Source organism: Microbacterium sp. (genome assembly GCF_036277215.1).
Classification (GTDB): domain Bacteria; phylum Actinomycetota; class Actinomycetes; order Actinomycetales; family Microbacteriaceae; genus Microbacterium.
Genome location: NZ_DASUNI010000016.1, coordinates 1 through 7,801 on the forward strand (window position 1 = coordinate 1; position 7,801 = coordinate 7,801).

The following is a 7,801-nucleotide window of genomic DNA, read 5'->3' on the forward strand; positions in this document are numbered from 1 at the left end:
GTGATCCAGCGCGTCTCGGTGAACGCGTCGATGTTCGCCTGCGCACCGCCGTGGCGCGACCCGGTGCCGGACGCGCCGACGCCGCCGAACGGCGCATTGGCCTCGTCGTTGACCGTCTGATCGTTGATGTGCACGATGCCCGTCGGGATGCGCTTGGCCAGCTCGAGCCCCGCCATGACGTCGGCCGTGACGATGCCCAGCGAAAGGCCGTAGTCGCCGGAAGCGAGTTCGACGGCCTCGTCGTCGGTCGTGTACGGGACGACCGAGGCGACCGGACCGAAGACCTCCTCGCAGTACGCTGCCGCGTCCAGCGGAGTGTTCGCGAGCACCGTCGGCCGGTAGAAGAGCTGGTCGTACGTGCCACCCGCGCGCAGCTGCGCGCCCTGCGCCACGGCATCCTGGACGAGTGTGTGCACGCGGTCGCGCTGCACGTCGTCGATCAGAGGTCCGAGGTGCGCGGGGCCGGCAGCGGGGTCGCCGACGTGCATCGAGTCGGCCTTCGCGGCGAGCTTCTCGACGTACTCGTCGAACAGCGACTCGTGCACGATGTGCCGCCCCACGGTCATGCAGATCTGGCCCTGATGAAGGAACGAACCCCAGGTCGCGAGGTTCACGGCCTTGTCGACGTCGGCGTCGGCGCGGATGATGTACGCCGAGTTGCCGCCGAGCTCGAGGTGGGCGCGCGTGAGGTGACGACCGGCGATCTCGCCGACGGCGCGACCGGCGCGGGTCGACCCGGTGAACGCGATCACGCGCACGTTCGGGTCGGCGACCATGGCCTCGCCGACGTCGGCCCCGCCCGGGACGAGCTGCAGCACGCCGGCCGGCAGCCCGGCCTCCTCGAAGACGCGCACCATCGACACGCCACCGGTGATGACCGTGCGCGGATCGGGCTTGAGCAGCACCGCGTTGCCGAGGGCGAGAGCCGGGGCGACGGCTCGGATGCCGAGGATGAGCGGCACGTTGAACGGCGAGATGACGCCGACCACGCCGACGGGCACCTGCTGAGCGAGCGAGAGGCGCGGCTCTTCGCTGGAAAGGATCGATCCGAGCGGCGATGACGGAAGAGCGGATGCTTCGTAGCACTCCGCCGCGGTCACGTGCAGGGCGAAGCCCGCCAGCGGGGGGATCGCACCGACCTCGCGGATGTTCCAGCCGCCGATCTCGTCGGCGTACTGCTCCCACAGCTGACCCGCCTTGCGAAGGACCGCGGCACGGGCGGGATGTGGGAGCGCGGCCCACTCCTTCTGGGCACGGGCAGCGCCCTGCGCCGCGCGCGCGACGTCCGCCGCGTCGGCGATGCCCACCATCGCCAGGGTCTCGCCGGTGGCCGGCTCGAGCGACGCGATCTCGCCCCCGCCTCCGACGACCCACTCGCCGTCGATGTGGATCTTGCCTGCGAATGCGGCCGGGTCGATCAGGTTCCCGGTGGTCTCGGTTACCGTGCTCATGCTCGTGTCCTCTCGTCGTGGGGTGGGATGCTCTCGGACCGGCCCCGCTCGATCACACGCATAGCGTCGGCGGCGAGCTCGAATCCGTTGTCGTAGGGCGTGCGCCAGATCGCCAGCATGTCGGCCACCCCGGTCGGCAGGACCGAGCGCGAGAACGCCTCGATGCCCCAGCGGCCTCGATATCCGTCGTCGAGGGCGGAACGGACCACGCCTGCCACGTCGACGGTGCCGGTGCTGAGCGGACCGCGGCCGGATTGACCGAGCTCCAGGTACGCGAGTCGGGGCAGCGCGATGCGGATCGCCTCCGCGATGTCGGCCTCCTCGATGGCCATGTGGAACGTGTCGAGGTGGATGCGCAGGTGGTCGGATTCGCTGAGCGCGGCGAACTCCATGGCCTGGTCCGCAGTGTTGACCAGGGATGTCTCGTAGCGGTTGAGCACTTCGAAGGTCATCATGATGCCGTTGTCGTGTGCGTAGTCGGCGATCCGACCGACTTCACGCGCCGAGCGGACGAAGGCGTCTGGCGACGTCGAGCCGTTCGGGGGGCCGAACGCGCCGTACGGGACGCCGTTCATCTGATCGCCGCCGAGGGCGACGGTCAGGTCGACGATGCTGCGCAGCTGGGCCGCGCCGGCAGCTCTTTCGTCGGCATCCGCCGACGACACGTCGGCGCCTGCTGACTGTCCGCCCGCGATCGTGATGGGAACCAGCCCGCTCGCGGCGATCGCGCTGCGCAGAGCTGCGGCATCCGTCGCCGACGGGTCGAGCGGCGGCAGCACGACACGGGAGTAGCCGAGCGATGCCAGAGTGTCCAGCGCCGCGGGCAGGTTCCCCGGCGATGCGTCCGGGAGCACGACGTTGATGTGGCATGCCACATCGAGGTCGGTCGGGGGCGGGGATCCCTGGGTCATGCGAGTCTCCTCTGCGCGGCTCGGAGCCTAGAACGTCGGCAGATCGAGACGCTGCTTGAAGACCGAGTAGCCGTCGTCGACGTGGACGACGGTCCCGTTGATCACGTTCGACTCGTCGGAGGCGAGGAAGGCGACCACATTCGCGATCTCCTCCGGCTGGGTCATCTTGTTGCGCAGCTGCTCCGAGGCGAAGGTGCTCTTCAGCTCTTCGCTGAACTGGTTGATGATCGGCGTGCCCACACGGCCGGGCGTGATGGCCACCGCGCGGACGCCGTACTCGGCGAGCTCGTATGCCGCCGAGCGGGTGAACGAGATCACCGCCGCCTTCGCCGCGCTGTACGTGAAGGCGAGCTCGGCGGCCTGCTCACCGTAGATCGACGAGGTGCTGATGATGACCCCGCCGGTGCCCTGGTCGCGGAACTGCCTGCCCGCAGCGAGGATGCCGTAGTACACGCCGTCCTGGTCGACGCGGATCATCGGCGCGTAGTCGACCTCGGGATCGTGGTCGAGCAGTGGCTTGCCGCCCGCGATGCCGGCGTTGTTGAAGATGACGTCGAGCTTGCCGAACACCTCCACCGCGCGCTGCACCGCGGCCTCGACGTCGGCGTACACCGACACGTCGGCTTGCGCCGCCGCGGTGGCGCCCTCGAATCCGAGCCCGTCGATCTCGGCGACGGCCTTCTCGGCGTTGCTGAGGTTGATGTCGACGATCAGCACCTTCGCGCCCTCGCGGACGAACTTCTCCACGGTGGCCCGGCCGATTCCGCTGGCGCCGCCGGTGATCAGGGCGACTTTGCCTTCTAAACGCATGAGGGAACTTTCTTGTGATGGTGAGGGGGGCTGCACGGCGGAGGGTGGTGCCGTGGGGCGGGCGTTCCCGCCCCACAGCGATGGATTGAGCCGGAACTACTCCAACTGGTCCGACGGCGTGATGTCGGCGGCGTTGGCCTCGGTGACCAGCGTCGTGGCGACGGCCTCGAAGTTCTCCGACGGGAGCGTGCCGTCCTCCTGGTAGGCGAGCAGCGCCTCCATCACGGAGTCGAGGATCGACGGCCAGGGCTGCTCGACGGTGGCGAGGAAGGCGCCACCGGCCTGGATGCCGGCGATGGCCTCGCTCGTCGCGTCGACGCCCGTGACCTTGGCGCTGGAACCCGCCTCGGTGATGGCCTGCGCGGCGCCGAGTGCCGCGTCGTCCCATCCGACCCACACGCCGTCGAGGCCGTCCGGGTTGGCCGAGAGGTAGTCCGCGACCAGGGCGAGCGCCTCGGTGCGACCGGTTGCGGGGGAGGTGACCTTCTGGATCTCCCCGCCCGCGATCGTCGCGCCGGCCTCTTCGAAGGCCTCCTGCGCGAGGCCCGCACGCAGGCGGATGCCGGGGTGCGGGTCGTGGCCGATCACCATGATGTTCTTGCCCTCGAGGCCTCCCAGCGCCTCTTCGAACTCGCCGACGGTCTGGTCGACGATGCCCTGCTGGTCAGTGGTGATGTTGATGGCGAATGCATCCGTCGGCTCGGTGCCGGAGTCCATCGCGAAGATGGGGATCTCGGCATCCTTCGCGGCGGTGACGATCGAGCCGATCGATGCGACATCCGTGTAGCCGTCGAAGATGGCGTCGGCGCCCTGGCCGATCGCGCTCTCGACTGCCGGGTTCATCTTCTGGAAGTCGAAGTCGCCCTGGATCATCGTCAGGTCCCAGCCGAGCTCGTCGGCCTGCTCCTGCACGGCCTTGACCCACCACGCACCGATCGGGGTCTGGTTGCCCGACGTGAAGGCGATGACCTTGAACGGCTCGTCCGTGCCGCCCGTGTCACCACCGCCACCGCCGCCGCTGCCGCCCGATGAGCAGCCCGTCAGCGCCAGTGCCGCCGCGGCGACGACCGCAAGGGCCTTGTATCTCGTTCGCATGAATCCACTCCTTTGTTGTGATCGCTGTTGCGAATTGGAAGACCGGGCGGGTTGGACCCCCCGGTTTGGGAAAGGCTCGCTACCGCTCCCTGTTCTTGAACGACGAGAGCGTGACCGCGGCGATGATGATCAAGCCCGTGACCACCTGCTGCACGTAGGCGTTGACACCGAGGATGTTCAGGCCGTTGCTCATCACGCCGATGATCGCGACGCCGACCATCGTGCCGACGATGTTCGCCGCACCGGATCGGACGATGGTCATACCGAGGAAGACGGCGGCGACGGAGAACAGCAGGTTGTCCTCGCCCTGGACCGCGCTCGCACTGCCGAGGCGCGCGGCGAGCAGGATGCCTCCGATCGCCGAGACCAGTCCTGCGACGGTGAAGGCGAGCAGCCGTGCGCGGCGGACGTTCACACCCGAGAGCCGCGAGACCTCCGCGTTCCCTCCGATCGCGTACCAGCGGCGCCCGAGGGTCGTGAATCGAAGGACGAACCACAGGATCAACGAGATGGCGATGGCGATGAAGACGGGCATCGGGATCTCGAGGAAGCGTCCCTGTCCCAGGAAGTTGAACTCCGGCGGGAGGTTGAACAGGGTGGTTCCATCGGTCACCAGGAAGGCGAGGCCCGTGACCGAGGTCAGCGTCGCCAGCGTCGCCACGAAGGCCGAGAGGTTCAGGTATGCCACGAGCGCCCCGTTGATCAGCCCGATCAGAAGTCCGACCACGAGCGCGGCCAGGATGGCCGGCGCCACGGGGACGCCGTTCAGCATCATGGATGCGGCCACCGCACCCGCGAGGGCGGAGGTCGCCGCGACGGACAGATCGAAGTCGCCGACCACCATGACGATCGTCTGAGCGCCCGCGATGATCGCCAGGATCGCCACCTGATACAGGATGTTGCGGACATTCGTGAAGCTGAGGAAGACGTCCGGCCGCATCGCGAAGAAGAAGATGATCAGCACCACGAGCGCCAGCACCGTGCCCGACGCCAGAAGCGTCTGACCAACCGAACGGCGGGGGACGGCCAGGACGTTCGTCGTGTCCTCCAGCCCGGGGTTACGCGTCGATGTCATCTGAATCAGCCTTTCCGTAGCAGTACGCCAGCAGAACCTCTTCGTCCGCTTCGTCGGCGCGAACCTCACCCGAGATGCGCCCTTCGTGCATGATGAGCACGCGGTCGCTCATGCCGATGAGCTCGGGAAGCTCCGAGCTGACCGCGACCACGGTCGTGCCGCCGGCCGCGAGCTCTCGGATCAGGCGGTAGATCTCCGCCTTCGTGCCGACGTCGATGCCGCGCGTCGGCTCGTCCATCAGCAGGACCTTGGGCTTGCGGGCCAGCATCTTCGCCAGCACGACCTTCTGTTGGTTGCCGCCGGAGAGCTCGCCCACCGCCTGCCGCTGGCTGCGCGCCTTGATCTGCAGGTCGGCCATGCCCTTCTGGACGATGTCGGAGATCCGCGCCCCCGAGACCAGGCCGAAGGAGCTGACCGTCGGGATGTTCGCCAGCGCGATGTTGTCGCGGATCGTCGTCCCGAGGATCACGCCCTGCGCGCGGCGTTCCTCCGGAACGAGGGCGATTCCGGCATCCAATGCCCTCCCCACCCCCGGAGAATGCGGCAGCGTCGTGCTTCCGACCGTGATGGTACCGGCGGAGTGCTTCTGTGCGCCGGACAGGATGCGCATCAGCTCGCTGCGCCCCGAGCCTGCCAGGCCGCCGATGCCGAGGACCTCGCCCTTGTACGCGGTGAAGGAGACGTCCTTCACCCGGCGACCATCCAGCTTGTCGACCGTGAGGGCGACCTCGGCGGTCACCGTGGTGCGCTCCGGGTAGAGCTCCCCGCCGGGCCGGCCGACCATGTTGGAGATCACCTCGTCGATGTTCGAATCGGCGACGTCTTTGGTGATGATGGTCTCGCCGTTGCGCATGACCGTCAGGCGATCGCACAGCTCGAAGACCTCCTCGAGACGATGCGAGACATACAGGATGGCGACCCCTTCGGCGCGCAGACTGCGCAGCACGGCGAAGAGCTCGATGATCTCGGTGTCGGTCAGCGAGGCCGTCGGCTCGTCCAGGATGAGGACGCGGGCGTCCGTGGCGAGGGCGCGCGCGAATGCGACCATGGTCTGCTGAACCGGCGACAGCTCGCCGGCGAGCTTGCCGAGCGGGATCCTCTGGTGCATGCGATCCAACTGCTCCCGCGCGCGGCGGCGCAGGGCTCGCCACTGCACGACACCGCCACGCGAGGGCGTCTGCTCACCGAGGAGGATGTTCTCGGCGACGCTGAGCGTCGGAATGATCGACAGCTCCTGGTAGAGGGCGACGATGCCGGCGCGGTTGGCCACGCGGACGTTGTGGAACTCGACCTCTTCGCCATTTCTCCAGAGCGTCCCGGCATCCGGCGCATAGATGCCGGTGAGCACCTTGATCAGCGTCGACTTGCCGGCGCCGTTCTCGCCGAGGAGCGCGTGGATCTCGCCCGGCCGCACCGACAGCTGGGCGCCGTTGAGCGCGTGCACCCCGTCGAACCGCTTCACGATGTCGCGCGCTTCCAGCGCGGGCGCTGTGGTCACCATCGGATCCGCCGCGGTCATGATGCGCCCTCCTCATCGATGTCGTTGCAGCGGATGATGACCTTCGGATACGCGCCGCTGACGTGGACCTCGAACGCCTCGGTCGCCTGCTCGAGGGGGAAGACCGCCTGGGTCATCTCGTCGAGCTCGAGGTGGGGCAGGATCTGCAGCGCGCGAGGGAACGCGTACGGCGAGACGAACACGCCGGTGAGCGTGAGCTCCTTCAGATACAGGTAGTCGGAGAGGTTCAGCGGCATCTCGAAGTCGGCCGGGTACATCGCCCCGTAGACCACGGTCGCGCCCTTGGCGGCGATGTCCAGCAGTCCTTTCACCGCCCGCGACGATCCGGACGCGTCGATGACCACGTCGTAGCCGCGGCCGCCGGTGATGTCGTCGGCGCGCTCGTACTGGTTCTCGGCGATCGGGTCGATCACGAACTCGGCGCCGTGGCGCAGGGCCATCTCGCGGCGCTCGGCGATCGGCTCGATCATCGTCAGCGACGTCGCGCCGTACCGCTTCATCACCTGCAGCGCGAGCTGCCCGATCGGGCCGCCGCCGCAGACCACCACGCGGTCGCCGACCTTGATGCCGGTCTTGTCCGCGATCCGCACCGCCACCGACGTCGGCTCCAGCAGGCATCCCTTCAGCAGCGTCACGTCGTCGGGCAGGCGGTAGACCTGCGACTCGTGCCATGTGATGGTCTCGGCCATGCCGGGGCGGTTGTAGTCCTGGATGTGCTCGCAGAACTGCTGCTTGCCCTCCTGGCACGAGCGGCACGTGCCGCAGAAGCGCAGGAAGTTGCCCGCGACGCGGTCGCCTACCTGCAGTCCGTTGCGGTGCGCGGCATCGCCGAGCTCCTCGATGACTCCGGAGATCTCGTGGCCCAGCCCGATCGGCACGTCGGTGCCGAAAAAGCCCTCCGCGAGGTGGGGGTCAGAGCCGCAGATGGCGGCATACGCGA

Annotated in this window: 7 protein-coding genes; all 7 read right to left on the reverse strand. The window is 68.3% G+C overall.

Annotation, left to right across the window (positions count from 1 at the left end; all coding sequences use genetic code 11):
• On the reverse strand, nucleotides 1–1,451 hold a 1,451-nt coding region (locus VFX99_RS00915), incomplete at its 3' end, for an aldehyde dehydrogenase family protein (protein WP_329664440.1).
• On the reverse strand, nucleotides 1,448–2,362 hold the full coding sequence (locus tag VFX99_RS00920) for a sugar phosphate isomerase/epimerase family protein (RefSeq protein WP_329664441.1): 915 nt from the start codon (nucleotides 2,360–2,362) through the stop codon (nucleotides 1,448–1,450). The genes VFX99_RS00915 and VFX99_RS00920, both read right to left, overlap by 4 nt.
• A 27-nt stretch (nucleotides 2,363–2,389) precedes the next feature.
• Entirely contained in the window at nucleotides 2,390–3,172 is a 783-nt protein-coding gene (locus VFX99_RS00925; protein WP_329664442.1) for an SDR family NAD(P)-dependent oxidoreductase, read from the reverse strand.
• A gap of 96 nt (nucleotides 3,173–3,268) precedes the next feature.
• Entirely contained in the window at nucleotides 3,269–4,267 is a 999-nt protein-coding gene (locus tag VFX99_RS00930; protein WP_329664443.1) for a sugar ABC transporter substrate-binding protein, read from the reverse strand.
• Between the two features lie 79 nt (nucleotides 4,268–4,346).
• Nucleotides 4,347–5,342: an ABC transporter permease gene (locus VFX99_RS00935; RefSeq protein WP_329664444.1), complete on the reverse strand. Its 996-nt coding sequence runs from the start codon at nucleotides 5,340–5,342 to the stop codon at nucleotides 4,347–4,349.
• Entirely contained in the window at nucleotides 5,326–6,861 is a 1,536-nt protein-coding gene (locus VFX99_RS00940) for a sugar ABC transporter ATP-binding protein (RefSeq protein ID WP_329664445.1), read from the reverse strand. The genes VFX99_RS00935 and VFX99_RS00940 overlap by 17 nt, the downstream gene beginning before the upstream one ends.
• A partial coding sequence (locus tag VFX99_RS00945; protein WP_329664446.1) for a zinc-dependent alcohol dehydrogenase occupies nucleotides 6,858–7,801 on the reverse strand: 944 nt, incomplete at its 5' end. The genes VFX99_RS00945 and VFX99_RS00940, both read right to left, overlap by 4 nt.